Origin of the sequence: Pseudomonas sp. CFII64, assembly GCF_000416235.1 — a bacterium.
Taxonomy (GTDB): Bacteria; Pseudomonadota; Gammaproteobacteria; order Pseudomonadales; family Pseudomonadaceae; genus Aquipseudomonas.
Map to the genome: position 1 here is coordinate 13,054 of NZ_ATLO01000032.1, position 26,976 is coordinate 40,029.

Below are 26,976 nucleotides of genomic sequence, written 5' to 3' on the forward strand. Positions count from 1 at the left end.
CCTCGGTTGAGAGTTCCGGTCGGAGCAACCGGCGCAGCAGTGTAGCGGTTCGCATGACGCACTTCAGCAGGAATATGCATTCCTGTTCGGCGAAGATCGCGGCAATAACGTGACTGATCGGTCACTGTTTGCGGGGACAAGCGAAGCGCCATGCTGAGAAAGAATGGCGCTTGCCCGGGGGTTCAACGGATCAAACAGGAATCAGCGGATGCTGCTGATGCTGCCTTTGTTGCCAGTAACCTTGACGTCGACCTTCTTGAAGATGAAGTAGTCTTTGATGTTCACTTCATAGCGAGGCGCAACGATCAGGTCAGCGCCCGAAGACTTCACAGCCTTGTAGGCCGCTGCTGCCTTCGCCTGTGCAACCGGATCAGGGATTGGCAGGCCCAGGCCGCCCAATGCACCGCCACCACTGCCGCCAGCGCCATACACCACACCGTCCGCGAACTGAGTATCGCCACCGAAGGCAAAGAAGTTGAACAGGATATTGGTAGACGATTGACCACTGATGGACTCGCCAACCTTGACGTCTGCTTTCAGATCACTTTTGACAACGCCTTCCAGCGGCGCACTTGGCTGACTCATGTTGTAGCTGACGCAGCCGCTGGTGGTCGCAATCAAGGTCGCAATCGCAGCAGACATCCATAGCTTTTTCATAACACTTTCCTGGGTAGTTTTTTAGGGGTTATCAACAGCGGCGGAACTTTAAGGGAATAAGAAATTTTAAAAAGTCGGAAAATTCCGATGATCGCGTAGTCCCCAATACTTAGTTGTAGGGAAATTTCTGACACGGTAATACCCAGACAAAACTCGAAAACTCCTGACATAAAGTAGGAAAAATATGAGTAGCGAGTAGTTGATTTACAAACGAAGTGCCGGACCCGGCAATCAGAATTGCATGCGGCCGATGGGGATGGTGCAGAAGGCATCGTGGAGTTCGCGGGGGGTGATGCTGCGGATGTCTGCATCCAGCGCCAATGCCAGGCGCAGGGCGGGCCAGAAGCGGATGGGGAGATTGGCAGGAGGACGCAGCTTGGCCCACAGCCGTTGCGCTTTCGCTTGAGTCGATAACATCTGCGGGAACGGGTGTTTGCCGCACGCCAGCTCGTAAAGAACACAACCTATGGCAAACACATCCGTGCGAGTAGACAGCGGAGCCCCCTCAAGCAGCTCCGGGGCGGCATAGCCGGGCGTCCAGGCCTTGAAACGCTCACGGCTCAACTTCGGCAGCCCGGTCAGAACGCCCTCCAATGCCCGTCCCAATCCGAAGTCAAAAATCCTCGGCCCGTCATCCGTAAGCATCAGATTGCTTGGCTTCAAGTCTCCGTGCAGCACGCCACGCTCGTGGGAATAGGCAAGTGCATCAAGCAAGGGCACAGCCACTCGTTGTAATTCGTCGACGCAAAGTCCGGTCGGTTGCTCGGTCAGCAGCTTGTCCAGCCCGATGCCGCGCATCAATTCCTGTGTAACAAAAGCTCTTTGGCACTCAGGCTCGACCTCAAATGCATGCAGGCGGATCACATTGGGGTGGCGCAAATGCCGCGTCAGGGCAAATTCGCTGTACAGCAATACGTCGGCATCCGGTGCGTCGACAAACTCATCGTTGAGCAGCTTCACTGCCAGGAAAGGGTCCGGCTCGCCGTACTGCTCATGCAGCAGATCCCGGGCGCGATACACCACGCCCATGCCACCAGCGCCCAGCACATCCTGCAACTGATAGCGCCCGCAGAGTATTCGCGGTAAATCAGCCAACAACGCTTTGGACGATGTCGGCAAGGGCTGCGCCGAGCCCAGCCCTCCAGCCAAGGCAAAACAGGTCAACTGACCAGCCCCTTCCTCGGTGCCGACAAGTGCGGTGGGCTCGCTCATGGGCGAATCACCACCGCAGTCAGATTGTCGCTGGCCGGGCCGAGCAAAGCGCGTTCGAACAACAGATCCAACGCCAGGCCGGATGAATTCATGCTCAGGGCGTCGCTCAACGCATGCGTGCCGAGCGCTTGATAAAGCCCGTCGGAGCAAAGCAGAAACACATCGTCCCGCTGCAGATCGAGTTCGATGACCTCCAGACAAAGTGAATCATCCGCCCCCACAGCACGAGTCAAGGCATGGGCGGCCGGATGCTGCGCGGCCTGCTCCAGGGTCAACTGCTTGCTGTCCATCAAGTGCTGCAACATCGAGTGATCGCGTGAAAGCTGGTAGAGCCGATGATCACGCCACAGGTAACACCGGCTATCCCCAGCCCACAAACAGACCGCACGCTTGCCCTCGACCAACAGAGCGACCACCGTGCTGCCGATGGTTGGATCCTGGCCGGGAATGACCGTCATTTCCTGGCCAAGACGTCGATTCACCCATTGCAGGCATTGACGCACCGCATTCAGCCGCTCTTCAAGACAACCCCGCCATTCCAGCCCGGCCAGGCTGCTCACGATCAACTGACTGGCAATGTCTCCGCCTCGATGACCACCCATTCCATCGGCGACTACCCAGAGGCCTCGCTCGGGGCAGTCGAGAAATGCGTCCTCATTGCGCGTCCTGACCTTACCCTGATCAGTCCGCGCCATGCTTCGGTGAGCAGGTCGATAAGCCATCACAGCTGTCCCGGCAACCGAAAGCGCCGAACGGCAGTCACATCAAAGGGGTTCGGCGAACGCTGGCTGGTGAGCAGATAGTTGGCCCGCAAGCCTCCGACATTGGCCTTCAGCACCATCACGTCGCGCCCTCGCAAGTATTCGGTCTGCATCAGATCAAACAGCCGGAACAGCGACCAGGGACCTGTGTTTTCTTCTAGCCCCAAGGCTCGACCGGCGATTTTTTCCAGTACCAGACTGGTGCGACCGTCATCTGCATCAGTAGGCCATTTGAAGGACGCCGGGACGACCGGGCCATGGCGATATTCCAGCTGCTGGTGCCCCAAACGAAACTCGGCACGGCTGACACTTGGATCCAGGGTGTAGGGTTCAAGCTTGAACAGAATCTGCGGCTCGTTCGGGTTCTCGGCAAAGAAGCTGCGACGGATCACGTTTGCATGTGACATTTGCTCCAGAAACACCCGAGACATCGGCAGGGTTCGCCCGTCGACGCTACGCAGACGGTAACTGCCGGGGTCGCCACTGACGAAGGGGCGCATGAAGGTATCGAAGAACTTTTCCGCAAGACCCTGGGACCGAAAGAACTCGCGGAAGTCGTTGAGCGCCACATCGCTGGTGCTGTGGGCGTTGAACGGATAACGCTTGTCGATGGCCTTGCCGTAGAAGCTGTAGAGCTCGTTCTGGTAGCGCTGATTGAGGTACTGATACGCGTCGCCGAGGACCATCGACCATGTGTCATCGGCAACCGCGCTGAACCAACCGCTGACCGGCTGCGGCAAGCGCGTGGAGGTATTGCGCAACGCGCTCAACACGTCACGCTGACCGCCCATGCGCGCCTTGGCCAACTCATACGCGCTTTGATCCTGCTGACTGGAGCGCGCCAGACTCGACAGCTGCAATTGCAGCTCATTGAGCGCTTGAAACGCCGGGGTCAGATCGGCAGCCGGGCCGTTGCTGTCGTCGAGCAACCGATGCAAAGGTTCAAAACGACGCTGCATGGACTTCTTGGCGGTGTCGGGCAGGTTCCTGGCCAACGCATCCTTGGCCTGCTCGGCGGCAGCGGCCGCGACTTTACCGAGTGCGCCAGCCTTGGCAGGCTCGGCAGACGTCAGCGGCTCGACACTTTCAGCGGTGGCCTGGAAGCGGGTGTGGTCCCGCACCTCCATGAGCAACTGCAATAACGGCGAACTCGCTGCGGTCAGGCTCGCCACCTGATCGGCGCCGTCGGCGGCAAAGGTAAACGACTGCAATCGCACCCGACCGACCGCCTCACCCCAGTGATTTGAATAATCCCGGAAGTAGAACTGCTCAAGCTCGACCATCAAACGCCGCAGGTCCATGCCACTGATGTCGGTCCCCTCCCCCAGAACCCAGTTATCTCGCAGGATGCCCGTTACCAGCGCGGGGCCTTTCACCACGAAATTCTGCTGATAACCGCGCTGGGTATAGAACCCCGGAATAACGTAATCAGTCCCGGTGAATATCGAACCCTGCGGCCCGAGATGTTGATTCAGGCGGTACTGCGGCAAGTCCTTGGCCTGATCACGCAGCGCGCGATAAACCACAGTCGCCAGTGACTCACTGCGCAGTACCTGACGCGCCTGCGTGACCAATTCGGTGTTCAGCGAGTGGCTGAACGGGCGATCAAACAGGCGCTGAAAATGCTCGTTCAGACTATTTTGCGCTACCGTGTTTCCGCTGAAACGCACTGACCAATCCGCAGCAACCCACTCCTTGAGCCACGCTGCATCTCGCCGCTCCTGAAGGTTAAGCATCAGATAAGCACGCAGGCTGCCGGATAACTGCTCGCGATCCTGAAGATTGGAGCGAATCTGCGCCTCCAGGAGACGAGCCACCCGGGGCAATAACAGGGTTTTCAGTTCGCGCCGATAAGCCGCATCGAGTACGAGGTTGCTGGGCTCACCCTGATACAGGCCGTTGCGCTCATGCAAACCAATCTGCTGCTTGTCAGGAAACACATTGCTGGCCTGATAGCTCAAGTCCAGGGCCTTGAGCGCCGCCAGCTCATCATCCAACGGAGTCAGCGCCGTGTGCTCCTGGGTCAGCTGTCTGGCCAGATCGCGTAAATTCTCAAGCCGCTGCTGGTTCCCCGAAAAGCCGCTGGCCCAGGCCAGAGCGAACAGGCTCAAAGCCGCCAGCGACCCGCCGTACAGAATACGATGCCGCCAGTGGATGCGGTGCGCCTCTCGCTTGTCGAGTCCGGCCAGTTCGGCCTCGGGAAAGATCACGCGAGCCAACAGATTATTGATGAACAAGGCGCGCCCGCTACGCAGGGTTGGCAATACGCTGCTGGCCATGCCTGAACTTGCGCCGATAGCGGCTGTGTCCTTGTTCAGTTTGCTGGCGAGATGAGGCGCGCTGGTCAGGTAAAAACCGCGCAAGTGACTGGAGCGCTGATAACGGCTGCCGGTGAAGGCCATGTCGACGAACAGGCAAAGGCGCTCGCCAACCATCCCGAGTCGATTGGGAAACTCCAGAATCAAACCCCGGCGTTTGATATCCCGATCAAGATGCATCCGGCTGACCACTTGCCTATTCAGACGCTGCAACAGAGCATCGAATGCGGCGCGCAGAATGACAGCGTCGGTTCCGTTCTGCTCCTTACCAAAAGTCGCCCCTAATACCTGCTCGGTTTCTTCGCGGGAAAGTTGATCGAAAAAAGTGCTGAAGCCAGGCAATTCGTCTGCTTTGCTCAACACCAGATACACCGGAACATCCACATGTAACCTTTGATGGATTTCCTGCAGCCGCGAACGCACCTGGCGGGCCAGGATTTCCAGCTTGTCCTCGTCGCCGCTCAGGGTATTTATGTCCACCGACACGAGAATCCCGTTGAGCGGGCGATTGCGGCGGCGGGCACGCAGCAGGCCCAGCAGCGTTGACCACGAGGCTCTATCGATCTCTTCGTTTTGACATAGATAACGGCCAGCCGTGTCGATCAGCACCGCGTTATTGGCGAAGTACCAATCGCACTGACGCGTGCCTTGAGTATCGCGGGTCAGCTTGCGTTCTATTTTATTGAGCGGGAAATCCAGCCCGGAGAAATCCAGCAGACTGGTCTTGCCTGCACCCGTTGGCCCGATGACCAGATACCAAGGCAATTCATCGCGCCAGCGCTCGCTGCGTCCACGGTACAGACTTGAGGTTTTCAGAGTGTGCACCGCCTCGGCAAAAAGTCCGCGCACCTCTTTCTGTTCATTGGCTATCTTTTCGGCGTTCTGCAAGCGCTCTTGCCCGACAGCACTTTCCTCCTCCCGTTTCTTGCGAACATTGCCCCGCCAACTGATGAATACCATCAGCAATGCCCATAGCAATAACAGCACGCAAATGCTCAGCAGCCGGGTAGCAGAATCCTCCCAGAGCTTATGATCCGAAATCGCAACCAGTGGCCCGACAAACCAGATCAACAGCGCAAATGAAAGCACTAGAACCAACGACCAGGCCCAGGTTTTGCGCAGCACAGCGGCCAGTTTTTTAAAAAAATCTTTCATGACACTTCTCTGTATTACGACCGGGTCTGACCCGATATAGGATCGAGCGCCTGATAGGGCTGGAGGACTGTTTCGCGCTGCTCGCCCAACACCCAGGCAAAACCGGAATACATCGCTGCAAGGCTGATCAGGGTGAAGATCACCACCAGCCACCAGGGAACGATGCGAACCAGGCTGCGACGGCCGTCATTGAGCCCTTCCCAATGGGGCGAAAGCTCGCGTGGAATCTCGCCTCGCTGGTTGAGGATCTGGCGGTACAGGCTGTCGCGGATGGCTTCAAGTTCCACGTTGCCTCGGGGCAGGACTCGGTACTTGCCCTCAAAACCGAGTGAAAGGCAGACGTACATAAGCTCAAGCAGGGGCAGATACTTCGACGGGTTTTGCAGGACTCGATCAAGCAGGTGAAAGAACTTCTCACCACCGGACGTCTCGCCCTGAAACTTACTCAGCAGACTCATCTTCGACCATTGACTGCGATCGCCCCAAGGCGACATGGCCACTGCCTCATCGAGGACAGTACAGAGCACATAGCGAGCGGCCTGAACCTGGCTGCTCTCGGCGCCGCTCTGCGCGGCAGCCACATCAAACGCCCGCATGCTTTCGCACAACCGGGCATTGAGCGTGGCGAGTTCTTCCGTTTTATCTTCGCGCTTGAGAGCGGTCACTTCGCCGAGCAGTGGCGCAGCCGCTGAGACAAGCACGTTCATGCTGACACTGAATGACTCGGGTGGCCGAATGCGCGCGGCATACACCATCCGATCTTCAAGACGCTCAACCCGTGATTCCGATTTGAAATCAGTCAACGGGCTTGGGGACGGTCCTGGCCCGTCCATACCCAGCAAAACAGTCTTGTTATTCCCAGAATTTTCGATATCCATGCTCATTCAGGTTCAGCTCCTTATGGCCCAGAAATTCAGATCAAGCCCGTCGAAGTCTCCGGAAACGTGGAAGGCAAAGCCTCCAGAGCTTTCCAGCTGGGCGAGTTCCTGCGAATGAAGTTCGAGCAGGAAATAGGTTTTATTGGCATGAAAGGGGATTTGCCGCGGGGCGACCGGCAGCGGCTTGACCTTGATGCCCGGCAGGTGCAGGTTGACCAACTGACGGATACTTTCGACGGGCGCTACTTTCAGGTAGGCGGGAAGGCGCTTGCGCAACGCTTCGGAATCGCAATGCGCGCTGGCGGCAAGGACAAAAATGGACGAGCCCAACAGTGATCGATCCAGCAGTGGCGCGACAAGAATGCCGTACTGACGCTCCTGCAAAGGCAGTGCAACCGCATGTTGCTCAAGTACCATCGACAACAGTTGTCGGGCCTCACCCATCAGCTGCCGCAAGCAACCCGCCTGATCTGCATGGGAATAAAACGTTTCCAGGCGCGGACGTTTGCTGTCACTGGCGAACGTCGATAACTCCCCCAGCATGCCCAGCAACACGGTGTACAACTCTTCGGGATGAACCTGATCAAGCTCCAGCATCTGGCGCAACACCAGCTCGGTGCGGTTGATCAGCTGCAACATCATGAAGTCACCCACTTCCGCTGCACCGCCTTTGCCGCTGGCCTGAATACGCTCGGCGATGGCTTCACCACGCAGGGTCAGCAAAGCAACGACTTCATTGAGGCAGGCCAGCAAATATTCGCTGTGGCGCAGATGCAGAAACGTCGCGCAGAACTCGGCGTTGAGCGTGATCCCGCCGTTGGCCGTCACCCCCGTCAACTCGCACAGTTTGAGTTTTACAAACGCCTTGTCGGTGAGCTCATCACCCACCAGCAGCCGGAAATCCGGGCGTCCGCAGTTGATGTCGCTGCGTGAATCGCTGTCCGCATTTGAATCAGAAATTTCGTCTGTATAGCGGGTATAGCGAGCCAGCACGTCGACCTGCTTCGAGTCCCGGGACTCAACGCTATCGCCCGCCGACAGTGGCAAGGCGAGGTACACCGAGGCGTTGCCACTGTCCGGCGCGATATCCACTGAAAGCAATTCTTTGCTAAAGGCCAAATCAAAGAAAGTGCCGTCTGGGAACACCCCTGAAGCTTGAGTGACGACGATCTTGCTCATATTGAAGTACTGCGGATCAATCGCCAGATTGAAGAAGCCCCAGGCGTTGCGTTTGAGCATCAACGTGTGAGCCTTGATCTGACTTTCGAAGTAACGATCGTTGTGTTGGAAATGTTGCGGGCGAAGCAACATGCCTTCCTGCCAGATGACTTTATGGTTGTTCATCGGCCATCCGCCTCGCTGCCATCATGGATACCACGGTGGTCGAGGTTCAGCTCTACACGGGTCATGTCAGCTGGGGTCACGCGGATCACATGACGCCATTTGGTTTCCGGCAGATCACGATAAGCCGCCAGGACGCCGACGTAGCGACTGCCTTCCTTGACATGCAATTTGAGCTGCAGGCGCTCCCCGGGGCGCAGTTCAAGCTCTTCGCTGGCGACCAGATCCGGAGCCAGCAGCTCCTTTGCCTGGCTATACAGGCCAAAGAAGTCCACGGTTTCAAACAGCACCGGATTTTTCAACTCCAGCAGGCGCAACACAATGGGCGACGGGCGACCGTTGATATCAGGATTCAGCTGATCGCTGGCGGTGAGTTCCAGTTCAAGGCGAGTCTGGGTCGAATACGGCGAAAGCGCCGAGCAGCCGACCAACAGCAAAACAAGGCCCAACAAAATCGGGGCACAAAAGCGCAACATGGGGATATCCTCAATTTCCGGAATGCAGCGTGGCAATCAAACGCACTTGATCGGCGTAAACCTGGGCAAAGTCGCGGGCCAGCAACCGCTCGCTCCAGTCATCGTCTTCGCGCAAGGTCTGGTAGTACCGCTCATAAGCCCGCCAGCGCGTGCCCGCTGTGCAGAACAGCGATTTGCGAGTGTCGCGCTCGAAACGCAATGTCAGCTGTTGAGGCGAAAAATGCTCAAGAGCGCCACGCAGGGCCGCTCGGCTTGCCACCAACATCGCCACTTGATGAGCTTGAACATCCCGAAATCCTTGAGCGACCGTCTGTTGCGCCGTTCGCTGCCCTGGTTTTGGGGGTTGTAGCAAAAGCCCAAGCGCTTCACCGGCATCCCCGGTGTACTTGAGCGGATTAAGGCTGCTGTGTTGCGCGGTGCTTTGAGCCATGCGCAACTCGTTTTTCAGCTCGGTTCGGGTGCGCAGGCTTTGCTGCAACCCGCCAATGCTCTGTTTGAGCAATCGCGCAGCTTCTACGGCCAACGTCTCGCGACTGTCCTGATCCATAGCATCCAGTTCGACCCCAAGCGCGGCCCCAAAAAGCTGCCAGAAACTATCGCTCTGGCGTTCGGGTTCCTCCGGAACAGGCGGTGCCGCAACTTGAGGTATGGCGATCAACTCTGGGACGAGCAGGCTTTGCGTATCAGCCGGCCCGTAATCGACGCCTTGCTCGGAGGCTTGCTGAGCCAGTCCCGGAGACAGAAGCTCGTCAAAATCCGAACCACGACGGGACGGTTGAGCCACATCCGCCAGCAGATCGAGTTCAAGAAAGGAATCGTCCGGAATGAGATTCCCGGCCAGCGGCGGGTGGTCAATAACGCCGACTCCGGCATCCACACCGATAAAACTGCCAGGATCTTTGATCAGGCGCGCACGGATCTCGAATCGTCCCAGTCGATAGATGGTGCCATGTTCAATACGATGACTTTCACCACGACTCAGAGCCTGTTCACTCCCGGCGACAACGGTGCCGTTTGTGCTGATATCCGTCAGGTAAAAGTCGCCATCATGGAAAGTGATCTGGGCGTGTGTGCCGGAAAGGTGGCAACCGCTATCCAGAATCATCCAGTCGCATTGGTTGTCCCGGCCGATCACACCTCCCGCCTGCCTGAACACCTTGTGCGACGCTTGTCCAGCCGCGACGTTACCGTTATCAAGTAACTCGAAAATCAGCTCCATCTTGAGTTCCTCCTCAATTTTCAGTTGCCGCGATTGATGGTTTGCGGATCACCGAGAGCGCGGTATTCGTCATCGCTGAATGTGTAGTGCCCCGTGCAGCCGGTCAGGCCAAACGTGGCAATGAGCGAAACCAGCACGACTTGCCGCAGGCGAGCAGACATCGAAGAGTTCTCCAGAAAAACAGATGGGGAGCAGCGACCGCGAGTCTCGCAAGGCCGCGCACAGGAATTGCGCAAGGGGAATTTCATGATCACGCGAACTCACAGGCGACGCTGTTTTCATTGAGCGTGGCATGTACCTCAGCCAGGGTTTGCCCTGCTGCCATGACCTCCAGCAGTCGGTCGGCAATCAGTGGCAACAAATGAAGGTCAATCAGGTGATCGATAAGCCGGGCTCCGCTTTCGCCTTGCACACAGCGCTCCGTCAGGTGGTCGACTAATGACTGGCTATAGCTGAACGCGAGCTTGCGCCGGCGCAGACGCTCGCTGAGGCGTTGAAGCTTGAGTTCGACAAGCTCGCGCATCACCGGACCGCCAACCGGGTAGTAAGGGACGACGCGCATTCGTGCCAACAAGGCAGGTTTGAAATGTTTGCTCAGTGTCGGCCGAATAGCGGCCTCAAGCGCATCTGCTTCAGGTCGATTGCCATCCCGGCACAGCGCGTCGATCCGATCACTCGCCAGGTTCGATGTCATCAGGATCAACGTATTGCGGAAATCGATTTCGCGCCCTTCGCCATCGTTGGCGATGCCCTTGTCGAAGATTTGGTAAAACAGGTTCAACACGTCCGGATCGGCTTTCTCTACCTCATCGAGCAGCACCACCGAATAGGGTTTCTGACGTACCGCCTCGGTGAGCATCCCGCCCTCGCCATAACCAACGTAACCCGGAGGCGCGCCAATCAGACGTGACACGGTATGTTTTTCCTGGAACTCCGACATATTGATGGTGGTGACGAATCGCTCACCACCATACAAAAGGTCGGCCAGCGCCAAAGCTGTTTCGGTCTTGCCTACCCCACTGGGGCCCACCAGAAGAAACACACCCACTGGCGCGTCGGTCTTGTTCAGGCCTGCTGCGGTAGCGCGCATTGATCGGTCGAGTGCGTGCACCGCCTGATCCTGACCGCGAATGCGTTGGCGCAAATCCACCGCGAAACTCGCGACCCTGGCGTTGTGCTCCCGCGCCAGTTGCTCGAGCGGAACGCCCGTCCAGGCACTGACGACTTCGGCGACCAGCCTTGGGCAAACTTCAAAGCTCACCAGACGCTCAATTGCCTGCGCTTGCATCAGCGCCTGCTGGGTTTGCTGCAGCCGGGTGTCAAGATCGACCAGACTCCCGACGTCTTTCTGCTGCCCCGCGTCCGCGTCGTCAAGGGTCTCGCTACTGGTAACCAACGCGTTCGCCCGCATCTGGCGCAACTCCAGAAGCTGCTCCGCCAAATGCTGTTGTGCGAGCCAGCGCTGTTGCAGATCCTCTTCCTCGTTGCGTGCCTGAACAAGACGACTGCCCAGCGCATCAAGGGCTTCGCGGTCCACGGGCAAACCCGCTTCGGCATCGCGATACAACGCTCGTTGTTGCCGCCCGCCCTCGGCCAATTCACTGCGTAGCCGCTCCAGACTTTGCGGTGCGGCGGCAAGGCTGATACGAACTCTGGCACACGCCGTATCGAGTACATCCACCGCCTTGTCGGGCAGTTGCCGACCCGTCAGATATCGCGCCGACAACTCGGCGGCAGCCACCACGGCATCGTCACGCAGATAGATGCCATGGCTTTGCTCGTAGACCGAGGCCAGGCCCCGCAATATGGTGACCGCTTCGCTAACCGTGGGCTCATGCAGTTGCACTGGCTGGAAACGTCGCGCGAGTGCCGGATCTTTTTCGAAATACTTTTTATATTCCGCCCATGTTGTTGCCGCGATGGTGCGCAGTTCGCCACGAGCCAGCGCTGGCTTGAGCAAATTTGCCGCGTCAGAGCCGCCGGCCTGTGCGCCCGCGCCGATCAGGGTATGGGCTTCGTCAATAAACAGCACGATGGGTTTTGGCGACGCCTTGACCTCATCGATCACCCCTTTGAGTCGGCGTTCGAATTCACCTTTGACGCTCGCGCCCGCTTGTAGAAGCCCCATGTCCAAGGACAGCAACTCGACACCCTTGAGGGCTTGCGGCACCTCGCCAACGGCAATCCGCAATGCCAGCCCTTCCACCACGGCGGTTTTGCCGACGCCCGCCTCACCCACCACAATCGGGTTGTTCTTGCGTCGACGAGCGAGGATATCGATCATCTGGCGGATCGCATCGTCACGGCACAGGACCGGATCCAGTTTGCCGTCCCGCGCTTGCTCGGTCAGGTTGTGGGTGAATCGCTGCAGCAGGGATTCACTCTGCGGCGCGGAGCCATTGGTGGTCGTGTCGGTTTTCTGGGATAGCGCAAAATCACGTAGCCGCTCGGCGTTCAATCTGCTCAGTAAAGGCTGGTAGCGAGTGCCCGCATAACGAAGCGGATTACGCAGCAAGGCGAGGATCAGCGCCGCCTGCTCGACCTGGCTCTGGCCCAGCTCAAGGTTCGCAACCAACAGCGCATCCTGCAGCCATTGCACCAGTTCCAGGGCGAAGACCGGATTGCGCGACGCGCTCTGTTCGACGTGCGGTTGCAATGCCGCCGCCAGCTCTCCTGCGTCTACTTCGGCATCCAGCAACGCGCGCGCCAAAAGCCCTTGGGGCCGCTCCAGCAGCGCCAGGAGAAGATCCTCAATCAGGATTTTGCTGCCACCGCGTGCCACACAGCGCTCGGCGCAGGCTTCAAGGTCGCGCCGGGTTTCGGCGTCCAGCGCCTGAATCAGCTGTTGCAGGTCTACATTGATCATGAGCATCAGTCCTTATGAATATTGCTGCCGAGGGTCACAATTCCGTCGGCCTTTTCGCGGCCAAGCCAGCTTGTCCAGCCAAGACGGCAGGCGCTCTGCGCATGAAGGCGTAACTCGTGTATTTCTTCATGGCGCAGCGCCAGGCGAATGTCGTAGTCCAGCGGGTCTCGCAGACTGAATCGCACCAGCGCGCAGAGCGGCTGATAGCCAGCGCCGATTGGCAGGAACTCATGAAAGCTTTGCCAATCGAGTTCACCGATGTGAATCCGGAATTTGCCGCTGCGATCACGCACCCGCTCGCCAAGCACCAGGTCGTGGCTCAGGCGGCTGTTCTGCTGGCCGAGGCTGTTTTGCTGATCCTGGAGAATGTCCACAACACGCGGTACGCATTGCTCGATACCGACTTCTGCGTGCTTGAAGTAGTAACGCAGCACCGCCTCGATCAATGCTGCCGAGTGGGCGCGCAGGCTGAGTAAACCGAGGTACGGCAGCAGACGCTTCCAGTTGATCTCCCTGGCCAGGCGAATCTTGTCGCCCCCCAGCCCGACCAGCGCGAACAAGCGCTGTGAAAAGGGGTCGACTGCACCCTTCTGGAAACTCGCCCGGTAGCGGTACTTGCGCCAGATCGGCGTCACCAGGCGGTGCAGTCGATGGTTGATCAGATCAAGAAACATCCGCGTCGTATTGGCGTCATCGCCATCGCCTAACGACTGTTCGGCGTAAAACACCGGCAAGGGTGACCCGGCCCCGGAAAGGCTGAGAAGGTTAAGGCGCATGCGGGCGCGAAGCTTCCCGTCCTCACTGAAGAACTGCATACGGTCGACATCGCTCCCAGGAAATCCCAGGCTCGGATTGGCTTCAAACTCGAGCTGATCGTAAAGTTGCTCTTCGCTCAGATCCGGGCAGGCCTGACGCACAGTATCCAGCGCCAGCAGCACGGCCTGGAAAAGCGAATACTCGCGAATCGTCCGGGTCAGCCCATTCAGAGCAGGGGTTGTTGCCCCATTCGTGGCGTCCATGCGTACACCTCTCCTTTAATGGTTTTGACGCGAAGCTCGTGAAAAGAATTGAGGCTGGTGTACAGCGCAAAGAACTCGTTGAGCACCGAAGAGAAGACGAACACATCCCCTTCGCAGATGAACTGCTCCGAATCGATCATCAATTCCGTGCGCACGCCACGCAGCGGCAATCCCCCGAACAACCGGTCGGTCGCTACATGACGAATCGACTTGAGCCCGCCGAGCATCTTGCGGGTGACGCTTGCCGCGTTACGGTCGTAGTACTGCGGAAAATCGTAGGTTTCGAGAATGACTTTCAGCGCATCGACGTTCTCCAGAGAGAGGTAGTTCAGCGACATATTGCTGATCAGTTTCCAAAGAAAATTCTCAGTCAGGGGCGGCGCGTAGTGAGGAGTGCAAGCGGTTATATTCCGAAAACCAGCGGTCTCCGGCGCACCTTCTCCACTGATGCATATGTCCCCATCCCTGAGCCGCAGCGGCAGATTCTGGTTGGTACAGACAAGATCAATGGACAACGCCTCCTGCCTGTCGCAGTGGCGAATATCGAAACTCAAATAGGTATCCAGTCCGCTGTGGGACAGTGACGAACGCTGCCGAACGCTGTAATACGGCGAAGCCTGCAGCACGTCGAAACTGGGGTCATGCTTGAACGATTCGAAAGGCACGTAATGCCGCTCGCCGCCGTGTGTTTGCTCGCGGCCAATCACACTTTCAATCGAATAGACGCCGCAGTGTTTCTGCTCAAATCTGGAAGGCAGCAACAAGTACTCATCCTGCTTGCCATCAAGGCGAATAGGCAAAGCATCTTCGTTGAACAGGTTCACCACAGGTGTGCAATACAGTCTGATGTTGTCCCTGGCAGGGCGCGCCCGCTGGATGGCGTTTTTCTTGATAGTGAAACGTAATTCAAAACCGACAGACTGCTTGAGCATGTCTTCCGGCATCGCACTAATCGGCTCAAGGCCTTTCACGTCGACAAAAAGAAACTTGTCCTGTAGCGCAAAATATTCCTGGAGGTATCGATACCCCCGGAATGTATTCAGCGGATAGGGAATCAGCGCGTGGTCGTCGGCAAAGCCCACTGGCTCAACATCTGTAGCCTGAAGCTTGAATGACGTCACGCTGTCGCCATCAGGCTTGAGTGGCTTGTGCTCCGCATCCAGCAGCACGACTTCAATACTGCCGAGATTGCGCAGCATGTTCAGATAAAGCGTCTGGCTGATGTAGCGCTCTCCGGCAAAATGCAGTCGCAGGCGATCAAGCGTGAGCTGGCCAAGATGACCACTGCCTTTGAGGGTGAGTTGCAGGCTCAGCAGAGCGCCTTCGCCCTGAACGGAGTAGTTCAAGTCGCTCAGTTCAAGAGGCTGAACCTCAGTGGCGAAACAGGTGCGAAAACGACAATTGACACCTTCAACTTTTTCGCTGTTGATCGGCGTTTGGCGCTCGATATGGACTGCCGGTCCTGCCTGATCCAAAGGTTGAAACTGCACAATGCTGAACGATGGCAATGGCCGCATATAGTTGGGCCATAGCAACTGCATCAGGGAATGCGTCAGCTCGGGCCATTCATCGTCGAGCTTCTGACGTAAACGCCCGGTGAGGAACGCAACACCTTCCAGCAGACGCTCGACATCCGGATCGCGACCACTTTGCCCAAGGAAAGGTGCCAGTGCGGGATTACGCTCAGAAAAAGTGCGACCCATCTGCCTTAAGGCAGTCAACTCGCTTTGATAGTAATCATTAAAAGACATGGGGCGTCCTGTTCCCTGGAAGCACGGAAAATGCACTGACAAAACTGCCAGTAATGGGTTGATCAAGTAGATGCGATGGGTAATACCGGCAACTACGAAACGCTTGAAACAACAGCTACAAGCACGTGACAACTAACAACGAAACTTTTGTACTACCTGATGCTTCAGGTAACTTTCACGTTCCCGGAAGCGTCCAGTCGAGCGGAGAAGCTGACTTGCCGTTTGACTCCGGCAACTTCAAGCAACCCATTAATAGCAAAGGCCAGACGAAACGGATCGCCGTCACCCGGAAGGGAAATGACCTCCACCTGCGTCAGTCGCGGTTCATACAGCCCGATAAAACCCTCAATCGCCTGTCGTGCCTGCATCAATGAATCATGCAGGCTCAAGCGCATATCATTCAGATCCGGCAGGCCATAGGCGGGCAGCGTTTGCACACTGCCCGCACGGGTACTGAGCATTTTCGCCAAGTGGGCAGCCACTGAGGCCACGGCACTTTCTTCGTGTTTCCAACCAGCACGCTTGTCGGCCTCGCCAGCAAGGCGCTCAAAAAGGCTGCCATACCCGGACATTGCTCAGCTCCGATTACTCTTTGTCGAGTTTGCCAACCAGCGACAGGGTGAAGTCGGCACCCATGTACTTGAAATGCGGCCGCACGTTCAGGTTGACGCGGTACCAGCCCGGCTCACCTTCAACATCGCTGACGACAATTTTGGCGGCGCGCAACGGACGGCGGCCACGAACTTCAGCGCTGGGGTTTTCCTGATCCGCAATGTACTGACGAATCCATTTGTTCAATTCCTGCTCGAGATCCGTGCGCTCTTTCCAGGAGCCCAACTGCTCACGCTGCAGCACTTTCAGATAGTGAGCCAGACGATTGACGATCATCAGGTAAGGCAGCTGAGTGCCCAGCTTGTAATTGAACTCGGCATCTTTGCCTTCTTCACTGATGCCAAAGAATTTCGGCTTCTGGGCCGAACTGGCGGAGAAGAACGCTGCGTTATCGCTGCCTTTACGCATGGTCAGGGCGATAAAACCCTCTTCGGCCAGCTCGTACTCGCGGCGATCGGAAACCAGCACTTCGGTCGGAATCTTGGTTTCGATTTCACCCATGCTCTGGAAGTGATGCAGCGGTAAATCTTCAACCGCACCACCGCTTTGCGGGCCGATGATATTCGGGCACCAGCGGAATTTGGCGAAGCTGTCGGTCAACCGCGTACCAAATGCGTAGGCGGTGTTGCCCCACAGATAATGCTCATGGCTATTGGCGACGTTTTCCCGGTAAACGAATGTCTTCACCGGATTTTCTTCAGGGTCGTAGGGGTTGCGCAGCAGGAAGCGCGGCATGGTCAAGCCGACGTAACGCGCGTCTTCCTGCTGGCGGAAACTTTGCCATTTGGCGAACTGCGGGCCTTCGAAATGATCCTTTAGATCTTTCATGTCAGGCAGCCCGGTAAAGCTTTCCAGGCCAAAGAATTTGGGGCCCGCTGCTGCGATAAATGGCGCGTGAGACATGCAGGCGACGCTGGAAACGTACTGCAGGGTCTTGACGTCGGGTGAGCTAGGCGAGAAGAAATAGTTGGCAATGATCGCGCCAACTGGCTGGCCACCAAACTGACCGTACTCGGCGGTATAGATATGTTTGTACAGACCGGCCTGCATCACTTCGGGCGAGTCTTCGAAGTCGTCCAGCAAGTCTTGCTTGGAGACGTTCAGCACCTCAATCTTGATATTTTCGCGGAAGTTTGTGCGCTCAACCAGCAGCGACAGGCCACGCCATGAAGACTCCAGCGCCTGGAATTCCGGGTGGTGCAGGATCTCGTCCATTTGCCGACTGAGCTTGCCGTCGATCTCGGCAATCATGCGATCGACCAAGGCTTTTTTGACGGGTTCCTGGCTGTTATGAGGCTTGAGCAATTCTTCGATGAATGCCGCGACGCCGCGCTTGGCGATGCCATAGGCATCGTCGGTCGGTGTCAGGCTGGTTTGGGCAATGATCTGGTCAAGTATGCCGAACTCGGTGGCTTCGCTGTTTTTCTGCTGTGCTGCACGGGTGCTCATGATATTGGCTTCCTTATCTATTACAGACTCAAGCGTCCTTCGGGGCGGGCGCGTTCAGACCGATCTCGCCCAGCACACGAGCGCGCGAATCGTCATCCTCCAGCACGCTTTCGATCGCCTTGCGGAATGCCGGAGCATTACCAAGAGGTCCTTTGAGGGCCATCAATGCGTCGCGCAGCTCCATCAGTTTCTTCATCTCCGGCACTTGATCCACAAGGCTTGCCGGATTGAAGTCCTTCATCGAGTTGATACGCAGATCCATTGCCAACTCCTGAGAGTCGTCTTCGTCCTGCAAACGGTTTGACACACTCAAGGTCAGGCCCAGCTTCTGGTTGGCCAACACTTCGTCGAAGTTGTTTTTGTCGATGCTGACGGGCTTGCGGTCTTCCAGCTTGCGCTCGTCTGCCTGCTGGGTGAAATCGCCCAGCACCAGCAATTTCAGCGGCAGCTCAATTTCTTCCTGGGCACCGCCAATGGCGGGTTTGAACGTAATATTGATGCGTTCCTTTGGTGCTACCGAGCCTTCTTTGGCCACAGTTTTTCTCCTTCACTGTTACGACCCGAGGGCCTATTCGAGTACCACTTCAAGGTCCAAGTGGCACAACCTGCGATAAATCTCGTCCTTGCGCTCCCGCACCTCGTGACCTTGGGGCAGTAACCCGTAACAGCCGTGGAGCAGGTGCAGGACTTCCAGAGCCAGGTCCGGCTCCCAGAGATGCAAGCCTGATTGCTGCAGCTGCTGATCAAGGGTTTCGAGCTGCGCCCTTGCCAGGTCGTATTTTTTGGCCTGGTGGCACAGACGGGCCAGGCTGAACTGCCAGAAAAACCGCTCACGTCCGCCTTGAGCGCTCTGCAGTCCCTGCTTCATCTCCCGGACTGCAGCCTTTAAACCGCCCTTGCGCAACGTGGGGATGGTCTTCTCCAGCGCAAGTTGCCAGGCAGGTGCAGTCCCGGCGTCTTCCAGCTTCCTGGGCGCAGCGATTGGCTGGACACGCGGCATGACATGCGTAGTGATCCAGTCCCGGGTCTCGACGTTCGCGAACTCCACGCCATCGTGGAAGCGCAGCTCAACGATCCCTGGCAGCCGTAGCAGAAATAGCGCGAAATGAATCTCCAGCTCTTGTTTGGCAACCTCGGCATCAAGAGCATCGAGACACTCCCAGACCATGCGCTGACCATCAAACCAGAACGGCGCTCGAGCGATGCTGGCTTCAAGCTGGACGAGCAGATCCGCGTACTGCCCCTGCTCGAACAGGCTGCGGTAGCTTTTGAGCTTGTCTGGCGGTGGCGCTCGAAGATCAGTCATTCGCTCCGCGTTCTGCTGAGGCACTGAAGTTATCGACAGCCAGGTCAGCGTTCGATTGAGCCGCAACGCTCGAGGATCGGTCGCATTCTGGCGCAACCACCAGGTACACAACGCGAGGCCATTTTCCTGCTGTCCTCGCAGTGCCTTTTGCGCATCTTTTTCGTTTTCGATCACAGAGTCGCCGGTAAACCACTGCGCGGCGGTCTGCTTGACCTGCGCTATCGCAGCTTCTACCGGACCGGGTTCAGGCCGGTTATCCGAGGCACGCTGGACCATGCTCGCCAGACGCCTGCGCAGCGGCAATATCAGCGGGGCCTCAGCCTTCAGGTGTTGCGTAAGAACCGCATCCAGTTCCTCAAGCAGCTTTACCAACTGGCGGAATACCTCCAGTTGATCCTTTACGGGAACACTGGAGTCCAGCACCTTTTCGAGTCGCATGATCAACCAGCTGATCGCAGCCGAACGCGTTCTCGATTTGGCGGGGTGAATCTGCGCCCAGTGGTGCGTGCAAAAATGGCAAAGCATGCCGAAACCGGCAACCAGCCCCGCAAATGACTGAAGCTGGTAAAGCGCCCAGCTCAACCAGCAGGCAACGCGAATATCCTTGGAGAGGCTCGCGAGAATCACCTCGCTGTGCTCCTGAACCTTTTGCCAGTCGACCTTGCCGGTTTCATGCAGAGCCAACGCCTTTCCCAGCTCGACCTCAAGCGCCTCGTACTCTGGCGAATAACGAGCATCCAGCCCTGCATAATCGCCTTTGGAAATCGGTGTCTGAGCGATTTTCAGATAGCGAGCAGTACCGTTAGTTGGGGACATAGCTTTTAGACTTCGCTAGAACAGGCATGGAGAAACATCAAAGAGGCATAACAATCAGCACGACAAAATAAACAAACCAGGAGATATGTTTAAACATGTTTGAAATTCACAAACCCCGTCAGAATTACCTGTAATCGAGCCTGAGCAAGTGCGGCAATACTAGCCAGCAAAAGCCAGAACACGCAAGAAAAAAAGCCGAGAAAATAGATAATTAATACATCGAACAACATCACACAAACTTTAATGAATTTTCCTACACTATCGTACAAATACGGACTACAGAGCCGCACAGATAAAAGTCGTAGAGTGCGCCAGCTTGTCGAAGCTGCATCGCCGACAATCAAAATTCTGCTTCTTACAAGTGCGGCAAGTACATAGCCATCACGGCATTTCTTTGTTGAGAAGCACCGTTAAATACCCTTACTACAAGCCAGGAGTGCACCGATGCCAACACCAGCGTATCTAACCATCAAGGGAACCAAACAAGGGCTTATTACCGAGGGCACCTTTACATCGGACTCCGTGGGCAATATCTATCAGGAAGGCCACGAAGACGAAATCCTGGTCCAGGCTTTCGACCACCAGGTCATCATTCCTCGTGATCCGCAGTCAGGCCAGCCAACGGGCCAGCGCATACACAAGCCTTTGATGATCACCAAGGTGTTCGACAAGTCTTCACCGCTGATCTTTACTGCACTTACGACAGGCGAACTGCTGACTGAATGTGAGTTGAAGTGGTACCGCACCTCTGCCGAAGGCAATCAGCAGCATTACTTCACCATCAAACTGGAGGACGCAATCATCGTCGACGTGACGTCCCGCATGCCCAATTGCCAGGATCCTGGCCAGTCGCACTTCACGCATCTGGAAGACGTGTACTTCACCTACCGTAAAATCATCTGGACCCATGAAGTATCCGGCACGTCTGGCTCCGATGACTGGCGCGTCCCTGTAGCGAGCTAAATCCCGCGCTACGACACGCTAAATAAAAAAGGGCACCCAGCATAAAGCTGGCGTGCCCTTTTTTGTGCTCGTTATTTTTTATGACAGCGCCGCTATTCATCTGCGAAATTTCCCACAACAAAGCAGCCTTGCGCCTACATCTATCTGGCCGTGATTTGAGCAACTATGGCTCTCAGCTATTGCACAGAAACGCTTTGCAATAGCTGGCTTTCACATAAAGCCTTGCATGCGCTTGTAATTTCAGGCGTCAACCGCTCGCCATGCCTTATAGCTTTCGGGTTCAACCGTGTCGTTCAAAGACTATTATCAAAGTGAACTTAGCGCTCTACGCCAACATGCATCGTTGCTGAGCCAACGTCATCCGGCATTGAAGGCATTCTTCGCTCAAAACACTCGCGATCCTGATGTCGAGCGTTTGATGGAAGGCGTGTCATTCCTGACAGGCCGGCTCAGGCAGAAAATCGATGATGAGTATCCGGAAATCACTTGTCGAGCACCCCACCGGCCGCCGCGTGGGTTATCAGGAAAACACCGGGCCGTGGTCGCTGTTTCGCCTGATCGAACGCCTGGACAGCGAGTTCCACAGCGGCCGCGACGTGTTGATGCTCAAGGCCAATATCGAAGGTCGTCGAGTCAATTACCTATTGATGAGCCAGCGTTCGCCGAATCCGTTTGAGTTGGGAGAGTTGCGCGGGTTTCGCTTACCGGCGGTGCTGTAATGGCTGGCCGTCGAGGCCACACCTTGTTGCATTTGGCCGCTTCAAACATCTCCAACAATAGTGATAAATACCGCACTTGCGCTCTGCCGGACCTTTAACCTTTGCGTCGTCGTTCATTCAACGACCGGATTTGACGATCCGCTGGTACGGATGTAGCAGAGACCATGTTATGGCGGCTGCACGTGGGAGATCTTCGGATCTACCGGGTTCCTGTACCTCCGGTTCGTCAACCTGCGTTCAGCCGCCACCTGTTTGCTTGACGACATCTCAGGTGGTCTCATTTGGTATAGGAGCTTTCATCAATGCCTAACAACCCCAATTCTCCACGCTACATCCCCCTAACCCAACACGGCCTCGACGGCACTGTCCTGCTGCTCGACAGTCAGGCGCCGCTCAAAGACCTGCACGCCTGCGTCGATTTGCGGGTGCGGCTGGCGACGGAGTTTCTCGACGCGGTGTCGAGCGGCAAATCTGGCAGCGCAGACGATTACGACTTGAGCGCCATGGCGGGTACGGCTCATCTACTCATGCAGGAGGCCTGCGATGTGAGTCGCGTGATTGAACAGCGCCTGTGGGAAGCCAACCCGGCCTGAACACGAACAAAAAACGGGCACCCAACCTCGTTGGTGTGCCCGTTCTTTCACTGCTCGCCTTGCGAAGGCGTACAGCGGGTGTCTATGGATTCACGCTGTCCTTGAGTGACTTGCCGGGTTTGAAGGCTACCGTGTTGCTGGCCTTGATTTTCACAGGCTCGCCCGTCTGCGGGTTTTTGCCGGTGCGGGCGCCGCGATGGCGTTGCAGGAAGGTGCCGAAGCCGACGAGCGTGACGCTGTCCTTGCGGTGCAGGGCGCCGGTTATTTCTTCGAGGACGGCATTAAGAACGCGGTTGGCTTGTTCTTTGGTGAGGTCCGCCTTTTCAGCAATGGCGGCTGCAAGTTCTGGTTTACGCATATGAAGCCTCTTTTACGGTTTTTTGTTTTTATGTCCCGCGCTGCTCTTCCCGAACAGCCCAAGGCGCCGCAACGGCTCTACGTGGCGGCAGTCAATAGTGAGGATGGCATGCCGTACAGGCCCGCGCCAGTGCGGGCTTGCGGTTTATGCGAACAAAAACGCGGCTTATCCGACAGAACGACCCTTATTTACGCCAGCAGCGCCGGGAGCGTCTTGTTGAGGGCAAGCTTTTCCATCACGGCGGTGCCGGTCAGCGCGTAGCCGAGCAGGTTGCCGTCCGCGTCGTGACACAGCGCCTTGATATCAGCGCCCTGCCCTTCGACCGTCCACACACCTTCAGTCCCGCGTGGCGGCGGAGAGACTACCAGCGGGCAAACCGGAGTTTTGACCGTGATTGGCATCGGGCCATATTTAACCGCCGTCGGGGTGCCAGCCAGGGTTTGTGCCAGCGCCCGGGCGCAGCTCATCAGCGGCATGACGTAAAGCAGGTTCAGGCCATCGACTTCCGCACAATCGCCCAACGCGTAGATGTTGGCGTGGGAGGTTTGCAGGTGGCGGTCGACGAGGATGCCCCGGCTGGTCTGCAGGCCCGCCGCCGCTGCGAGATCGACCCGTGGCCGCAGGCCAATGGCTGACACCACCAGGTCGCAGGCAATCACTTCGCCATCCGACAGATGCGCTTCGAGCCCGTTGTCAGTGCGCAGCAGGCGGGTCAGGACCGGCCCGAGGTGGAAGCGCGCGCCGAGGCTTTCGAGGCCTGTGCGAACCGCAGCTGCTGCGGCCGGGTGCAGCAAGGTGGGCATGACTTGCTCACAAGGCGCAACCAGATCGACTTCGTAACCGCCCAGGATCAGGTCGTTGGCGAATTCACAGCCGATCAGGCCGGCACCGAGGATCAACACGCGCCGCTTGCCTGCGGCTGCGTCACGAAACAGCGCGTAATCTTCCAGATCATTGATCGGGAAAACGGCGTCAGCTGCATCGCCTTCGATAGGTACGCGAATGGTTTCCGCGCCCCAGGCCAGGATCAGGTCGCGGTAATGCACCGCTTCTTCGCCGATCCACAGGCGTTTGTGCCCCGCATCGATGCCGCTGATGCGTGTATGGCTGCGCACTTCGGCGTTGAGTTGCACGGCCATGACGCCCGCTTCGGCCATGCTCAGGCCGTCGGCGGGTTTGTTTTTGCCGAAGCCGGTGGAGAGCATCGGCTTGGAATACGAGCGACCGTCATCGGCGGTGATCAATAGCAGCGGCGTTTCGCTATCGAGCTTGCGAAATTCCCGGGCCAGGTTGTAGCCCGCCAGGCCGGTGCCAATTATCACGACAGGTGCGTTCATGGGGTTTTCCAGGAAGTTAAGGACGGTTCAAGCCTGAATCAGTTGATTTCGATCATTTCGAAATCCATTTTGCCGACGCCGCAATCCGGGCACAGCCAGTCTTCAGGGACGTCTTGCCACAGCGTGCCCGGCGCGATGCCGTCATCCGGCCAGCCATCGGCTTCGTTGTAGATCAGGCCACAGACAATGCATTGCCACTTTTTCATCGGAATTTCTCTCAGGTTTTCAGGGTGTCGCCGGCATGGCGGTCGATGGGTATCGCGCTTGCCACCGTGCTCAGGGCGTTTTGTACTGATCGGGACGCCCAGATGCAAGCCCGATCATTGTTGCGGCGCGTCGTGGGTCATCGGTTGCGACGGTCAATCATGCTAAGCTCGCCGCCTTTATAAACGCCAATATCTGCTTATTGTGACCCAGCAAACACCCGTATTTCCCACCCCGATCTGGCTGGAGCGCGAGTCTCTCATCGAGACGCCTGCGCCCGTGGTCCTTGAGTGGCTGTTCCATGAGGATTCCCTGACGCGCCGACTGACCGCGCTGTCGGGCAATCGCTTTAGTGTCACGCCGCTTTTCGAGGGCTGGCAACCGCTTCGCGACGACGAGTGCGCGGCGTTGAATCTGCCTGAACGCAGCATCGGCTGGGTTCGCGAGGTGTATCTGCGTGGCCATGACGAAAAGTGGGTGTTCGCCCGCAGCGTCGCGGCGCGCAGTGCCTTGCAGGAAGGCGGCTTGAATATGGACGAGCTGGGCACGCGTTCACTGGGCGAATTGCTGTTCTGCGACGAGGCCTTCCTGCGCGGCCCCTTGCAGATCTGTCATTACCCGACGGCCTGGCTGCCGACGCCGGACGCCGCCGACAATCTATGGGGACGCCGCTCGTGCTTCAGTCGCGGCCCGTTGAAAATACTGGTCGCCGAAGTGTTCTTGCCAACACTCTGGCAGGCAATTCACACCGGGGAACACTGCTGATGTACCTGACGCTGCTCAAATCCCTGAATCGCTTGAATCCACGGGCCTGGGATTTCATTCAGTTGATGCGCCTGGACAAGCCCATCGGTATTTACCTGCTGCTGTGGCCGACGCTGTGGGCATTGTGGATTGCCGGCAAAGGCGCGCCGTCGCTGGCCAATATCATCATTTTCGTGGTCGGTGTGTTCCTGATGCGCGCGGCCGGGTGCGTGATCAATGATTTCGCCGACCGCAAGGTGGACGGCCACGTCAAACGCACCGAGCAGCGACCGCTGGTCAGCGGCAAGATCAGCTCGAAAGAGGCCTTGGCGCTGTTTGCGCTGCTGGTGATCGTCAGTTTCCTGCTGGTCTTGCTGACTAATCCCACAACGATCTGGCTGTCGTTCGGCGGCCTGGCGCTGGCGGCGTGCTATCCGTTCATGAAGCGTTACACCTATTACCCGCAAGTGGTGCTGGGCGCAGCGTTTTCCTGGGGCATGCCGATGGCGTTCACTGCGCAAACCGGCGATTTGCCCGCTGCGGCGTGGCTGCTGTATATCGCCAACCTGCTGTGGACCGTGGCGTATGACACGTATTACGCGATGGTCGACCGGGAAGACGATCTGAAAATCGGCGTGAAATCCACAGCGGTGCTGTTCGGCGATGCGGATCGGGTGATCATTCTGACCTTGCAAGGACTGGCGCTGGGCTGCCTGCTGCTGGCGGGCGGACGCTTCGAGATGGGGATTTGTTTCTATCTGGGCCTGCTGGTGGCGGCCGGGTGTTTCGCCTGGGAGTTCTGGTCGACGCGCAGTCGTGACCGACAGGCGTGCTTCAAGGCGTTTTTGCATAACCACTGGGCGGGGCTGGCGATTTTCGTCGGCATCGTCGCCGATTACGCGCTGCGCTGACTGACAGGTTCGTGGCTGGCAGTCAGCGCCACAGCAGGCTTAAGGTTTGATGACGTGCCAGGCACCGCCTTTGCCATCGCCAGTCATATCACCGGCTTTCTTGTCATCTTTATAGAAGTACACCGGTTTGCCTTCGAAGGCCCATTGCATGGAGCCATCATCGCGTTTGATAACGGTCCATTTGCCCGAAGCTTTGTCCGCCGCCGTGGCGGTCAATGGCGGCCAGTTGATCGCGCACTGATCCTTGCACGCGGATTTGCCATCAGCATCCTTATCAAAGGTGTAGAGCGTCTTGCCGCTATGATCGGTCAGCATGCCGTTATCACCCATCATTCCAGGCTCGGCGGCAAACGCCAGGCCCGACGATGCCAGTGCGGCGGCAGCCAGCAGGCCCAGCAAAGTTGATGAAAATTTAGCCATTGCGTAATCCTCTGTTGTTGTAAAAATTATTTCAGGACAGACCCGCAAGCTTAGACCTGTAACAACGTGGCATGCTAGTCCTCTCCCAAGCTGTCACACGACTGCAATAATTCCGTTATCTAATGCGCCCCAAGACAGTTAAATGACAAGAGGTTCGAGCATGGTTGGCAGGAGCATTCTGATCGTTGACGACGAAGCGCCTATTCGCGAAATGATCGCCGTTGCATTGGAAATGGCCGGCTATGACTGCATGGAAGCAGAGAACTCTCAGCAAGCCCATGCAATCATTGTCGACCGCAAGCCGGACCTGATTCTGCTCGACTGGATGTTGCCCGGCACATCGGGCATCGAGCTGGCTCGCCGCCTCAAGCGTGACGAGCTGACCTGCGACATCCCGATCATCATGCTCACGGCCAAGGGCGAGGAAGACAACAAGATCCAGGGCCTGGAAGTCGGTGCCGATGACTACATCACCAAACCCTTTTCGCCACGCGAACTGGTCGCGCGCCTCAAAGCCGTGCTGCGCCGCGCCGGTCCGACGGATGGCGAATCACCGATTGAAGTGGGCGGCCTGCTGCTTGACCCGATCAGTCATCGGGTCACCATCGACGGCAAGCCTGCGGAAATGGGCCCGACCGAATACCGTTTGCTGCAATTCTTCATGACCCATCAGGAACGTGCTTATACGCGCGGCCAGCTGCTGGACCAGGTCTGGGGTGGCAATGTCTATGTCGAAGAACGCACCGTTGATGTTCACATTCGTCGCCTGCGCAAAGCACTCGGCGACGCCTACGAAAATCTGGTACAAACCGTGCGCGGCACGGGTTATCGGTTTTCCACCAAGAATTGATCGCCGTTTTGTAAGCAGACAGCGCAACCATGAAGTCCGCG

The 26,976-nt window shown here is 57.3% G+C and carries 25 protein-coding genes and 2 pseudogenes; 7 read left to right on the plus strand and 20 right to left on the minus strand.

The window, feature by feature from the left end:
* Positions 1 to 201: 201 nt before the first annotated feature.
* The 16 genes from CFII64_RS14650 to tssA form a co-directional block, all read right to left on the minus strand.
* Entirely contained in the window at positions 202 to 657 is a 456-nt protein-coding gene (locus CFII64_RS14650) for a hypothetical protein (protein WP_020291575.1), read from the minus strand.
* Between the two features lie 231 nt (positions 658 to 888).
* Positions 889 to 1,869, minus strand: coding sequence for a serine/threonine-protein kinase (locus CFII64_RS14655; protein WP_020291576.1), 981 nt, complete (start codon positions 1,867 to 1,869; stop codon positions 889 to 891).
* Positions 1,866 to 2,591 (minus strand): PP2C family serine/threonine-protein phosphatase, encoded by a 726-nt coding sequence (locus CFII64_RS14660; protein ID WP_044901407.1) that lies wholly within the window; start codon positions 2,589 to 2,591, stop codon positions 1,866 to 1,868. Before CFII64_RS14660 ends, CFII64_RS14655 begins: the two co-directional genes overlap by 4 nt.
* A complete protein-coding gene (gene tssM, locus CFII64_RS14665) occupies positions 2,591 to 6,103 on the minus strand; it encodes a type VI secretion system membrane subunit TssM (RefSeq protein ID WP_020291578.1) in 3,513 nt (1,170 codons plus the stop codon). The genes CFII64_RS14660 and tssM overlap by 1 nt, the downstream gene beginning before the upstream one ends.
* 14 nt (positions 6,104 to 6,117) lie before the next feature.
* Positions 6,118 to 6,987: a type IVB secretion system protein IcmH/DotU gene (gene icmH / locus CFII64_RS14670; protein ID WP_020291579.1), complete on the minus strand. Its 870-nt coding sequence runs from the start codon at positions 6,985 to 6,987 to the stop codon at positions 6,118 to 6,120.
* A gap of 6 nt (positions 6,988 to 6,993) precedes the next feature.
* Complete coding sequence (tssK, locus tag CFII64_RS14675) at positions 6,994 to 8,325, minus strand: type VI secretion system baseplate subunit TssK (RefSeq protein WP_020291580.1); 1,332 nt, start codon at positions 8,323 to 8,325, stop codon at positions 6,994 to 6,996.
* Positions 8,322 to 8,798 carry a type VI secretion system lipoprotein TssJ gene (tssJ, locus tag CFII64_RS14680; RefSeq protein WP_020291581.1) on the minus strand — a complete coding sequence of 159 codons (477 nt, stop codon included), beginning with the start codon at positions 8,796 to 8,798 and terminating at the stop codon, positions 8,322 to 8,324. Before tssJ ends, tssK begins: the two co-directional genes overlap by 4 nt.
* A gap of 10 nt (positions 8,799 to 8,808) precedes the next feature.
* The gene (tagH, locus tag CFII64_RS14685; protein ID WP_020291582.1) at positions 8,809 to 10,017 is read right to left on the minus strand and encodes a type VI secretion system-associated FHA domain protein TagH; all 1,209 of its coding nucleotides are present in this window, start codon (positions 10,015 to 10,017) and stop codon (positions 8,809 to 8,811) included.
* 20 nt (positions 10,018 to 10,037) lie between these two features.
* Positions 10,038 to 10,178, minus strand: a complete 141-nt coding sequence (locus CFII64_RS14690; protein WP_020291583.1) for a hypothetical protein — start codon at positions 10,176 to 10,178, stop codon at positions 10,038 to 10,040.
* 89 nt (positions 10,179 to 10,267) lie between these two features.
* Complete coding sequence (tssH, locus tag CFII64_RS14695; protein WP_177325422.1) at positions 10,268 to 12,889, minus strand: type VI secretion system ATPase TssH; 2,622 nt, start codon at positions 12,887 to 12,889, stop codon at positions 10,268 to 10,270.
* Positions 12,889 to 13,902 carry a type VI secretion system baseplate subunit TssG gene (tssG, locus tag CFII64_RS14700; protein WP_020291585.1) on the minus strand — a complete coding sequence of 338 codons (1,014 nt, stop codon included), beginning with the start codon at positions 13,900 to 13,902 and terminating at the stop codon, positions 12,889 to 12,891. The genes tssH and tssG overlap by 1 nt, the downstream gene beginning before the upstream one ends.
* The gene (tssF, locus tag CFII64_RS14705; RefSeq protein WP_020291586.1) at positions 13,866 to 15,653 is read right to left on the minus strand and encodes a type VI secretion system baseplate subunit TssF; all 1,788 of its coding nucleotides are present in this window, start codon (positions 15,651 to 15,653) and stop codon (positions 13,866 to 13,868) included. The genes tssG and tssF overlap by 37 nt, the downstream gene beginning before the upstream one ends.
* A gap of 164 nt (positions 15,654 to 15,817) precedes the next feature.
* Positions 15,818 to 16,225, minus strand: a complete 408-nt coding sequence (tssE, locus tag CFII64_RS14710; protein WP_020291587.1) for a type VI secretion system baseplate subunit TssE — start codon at positions 16,223 to 16,225, stop codon at positions 15,818 to 15,820.
* A gap of 13 nt (positions 16,226 to 16,238) precedes the next feature.
* Positions 16,239 to 17,714 carry a type VI secretion system contractile sheath large subunit gene (tssC, locus tag CFII64_RS14715; RefSeq protein ID WP_020291588.1) on the minus strand — a complete coding sequence of 492 codons (1,476 nt, stop codon included), beginning with the start codon at positions 17,712 to 17,714 and terminating at the stop codon, positions 16,239 to 16,241.
* 28 nt (positions 17,715 to 17,742) lie between these two features.
* Positions 17,743 to 18,249 (minus strand): type VI secretion system contractile sheath small subunit, encoded by a 507-nt coding sequence (gene tssB / locus CFII64_RS14720; protein ID WP_020291589.1) that lies wholly within the window; start codon positions 18,247 to 18,249, stop codon positions 17,743 to 17,745.
* Between the two features lie 33 nt (positions 18,250 to 18,282).
* Entirely contained in the window at positions 18,283 to 19,836 is a 1,554-nt protein-coding gene (tssA, locus tag CFII64_RS14725) for a type VI secretion system protein TssA (RefSeq protein WP_020291590.1), read from the minus strand.
* A 444-nt stretch (positions 19,837 to 20,280) separates the two neighbouring features.
* Here tssA and CFII64_RS14730 point away from each other — a divergent pair, with 444 nt between their 5' ends.
* The 4 genes and pseudogenes from CFII64_RS14730 to CFII64_RS14740 all read left to right on the plus strand — a co-directional run bounded on the left by CFII64_RS14730 (position 20,281) and on the right by CFII64_RS14740 (position 22,111).
* Positions 20,281 to 20,799 carry an Hcp family type VI secretion system effector gene (locus CFII64_RS14730; RefSeq protein ID WP_020291591.1) on the plus strand — a complete coding sequence of 173 codons (519 nt, stop codon included), beginning with the start codon at positions 20,281 to 20,283 and terminating at the stop codon, positions 20,797 to 20,799.
* Between the two features lie 286 nt (positions 20,800 to 21,085).
* Positions 21,086 to 21,301 (plus strand): annotated as a pseudogene (locus tag CFII64_RS29785) (type VI secretion system baseplate subunit TssF); the annotation flags it as partial.
* Positions 21,240 to 21,518 (plus strand): annotated as a pseudogene (locus CFII64_RS30060) (type VI secretion IcmF C-terminal domain-containing protein); the annotation flags it as partial. The pseudogenes CFII64_RS29785 and CFII64_RS30060, both read left to right, overlap by 62 nt.
* A gap of 302 nt (positions 21,519 to 21,820) precedes the next feature.
* Positions 21,821 to 22,111, plus strand: a complete 291-nt coding sequence (locus tag CFII64_RS14740) for a hypothetical protein (RefSeq protein ID WP_020291593.1) — start codon at positions 21,821 to 21,823, stop codon at positions 22,109 to 22,111.
* Positions 22,112 to 22,193: 82 nt separating this feature from the next.
* Here CFII64_RS14740 and CFII64_RS14745 read toward each other — a convergent pair whose 3' ends face one another.
* The 3 genes from CFII64_RS14745 to CFII64_RS14755 all read right to left on the minus strand — a co-directional run bounded on the left by CFII64_RS14745 (position 22,194) and on the right by CFII64_RS14755 (position 24,012).
* Positions 22,194 to 22,469 (minus strand): HU family DNA-binding protein, encoded by a 276-nt coding sequence (locus CFII64_RS14745; RefSeq protein ID WP_003213368.1) that lies wholly within the window; start codon positions 22,467 to 22,469, stop codon positions 22,194 to 22,196.
* Positions 22,470 to 22,657: 188 nt separating this feature from the next.
* Positions 22,658 to 23,806, minus strand: coding sequence for an NAD(P)/FAD-dependent oxidoreductase (locus CFII64_RS14750; RefSeq protein ID WP_020291594.1), 1,149 nt, complete (start codon positions 23,804 to 23,806; stop codon positions 22,658 to 22,660).
* Positions 23,807 to 23,844: 38 nt separating this feature from the next.
* A complete protein-coding gene (locus CFII64_RS14755; protein ID WP_003437744.1) occupies positions 23,845 to 24,012 on the minus strand; it encodes a rubredoxin in 168 nt (55 codons plus the stop codon).
* 202 nt (positions 24,013 to 24,214) lie between these two features.
* Between CFII64_RS14755 and CFII64_RS14760 the strand changes: the two genes are divergently transcribed.
* Together CFII64_RS14760 and ubiA are read left to right on the plus strand one after the other, a co-directional pair.
* Complete coding sequence (locus CFII64_RS14760; RefSeq protein WP_044901409.1) at positions 24,215 to 24,775, plus strand: chorismate lyase; 561 nt, start codon at positions 24,215 to 24,217, stop codon at positions 24,773 to 24,775.
* Positions 24,775 to 25,665: a 4-hydroxybenzoate octaprenyltransferase gene (ubiA, locus tag CFII64_RS14765; RefSeq protein ID WP_020291596.1), complete on the plus strand. Its 891-nt coding sequence runs from the start codon at positions 24,775 to 24,777 to the stop codon at positions 25,663 to 25,665. The genes CFII64_RS14760 and ubiA overlap by 1 nt, the downstream gene beginning before the upstream one ends.
* A 39-nt stretch (positions 25,666 to 25,704) precedes the next feature.
* On the opposite strand, the gene CFII64_RS14770 is transcribed toward ubiA, so the two are convergent.
* Positions 25,705 to 26,085, minus strand: a complete 381-nt coding sequence (locus CFII64_RS14770) for a hypothetical protein (RefSeq protein WP_020291597.1) — start codon at positions 26,083 to 26,085, stop codon at positions 25,705 to 25,707.
* Between the two features lie 160 nt (positions 26,086 to 26,245).
* Between CFII64_RS14770 and phoB the strand changes: the two genes are divergently transcribed.
* A complete protein-coding gene (phoB, locus tag CFII64_RS14775) occupies positions 26,246 to 26,935 on the plus strand; it encodes a phosphate regulon transcriptional regulator PhoB (RefSeq protein ID WP_020291598.1) in 690 nt (229 codons plus the stop codon).
* Positions 26,936 to 26,976: the final 41 nt, after the last annotated feature.